Source organism: Rhizobium croatiense (assembly GCF_019793465.1).
Lineage (GTDB): Bacteria > Pseudomonadota > Alphaproteobacteria > Rhizobiales > Rhizobiaceae > Rhizobium > Rhizobium croatiense.
This window is the reverse complement of sequence record NZ_JAILYJ010000099.1, coordinates 1-335: the sequence shown is the minus strand read 5'-3', so window position 1 is coordinate 335 and position 335 is coordinate 1. Positions and strand designations below refer to the sequence as shown.

Below are 335 nucleotides of genomic sequence, written 5' to 3'. Positions count from 1 at the left end.
CGACGCCCGGTTCCGGACCGCCGGACTCCACGCACTTGATGCCTTTGTAGCCGGCCTTGAGCACGTCCTCGAGCTCAAGGTCTTCCACCGAACCTTCCTGCGCTGCCAGATGCAGAACCGTGTCCTGTGCTTTGGCGTTCAGGATCAGCCGGGTGGAGTCGGCTTTCGGGTCGCATCCGACGATCAGGATCTTCTGCCCGAGGTCGACAAGCGCTGCGAGCGTATTTTGGGAGGTGGTGGACTTGCCGATCCCCCCTTTGCCGTAAAATGCGATTTGACGCAAATCTGACATATCGCCTTCCTTCTTTCGTTCCATCCATCGCTGAGTAAAAGGC

The 335-nt window shown here is 58.5% G+C and carries 1 protein-coding gene; it reads right to left on the bottom strand.

Going from position 1 to position 335, the window contains the following annotated elements; genetic code table 11:
* Window positions 1-292 (bottom strand): AAA family ATPase (locus K6M89_RS30745; RefSeq protein ID WP_222135288.1); only part of this gene is annotated, 292 nt, incomplete at its 3' end.
* Window positions 293-335 lie beyond the last annotated feature (43 nt).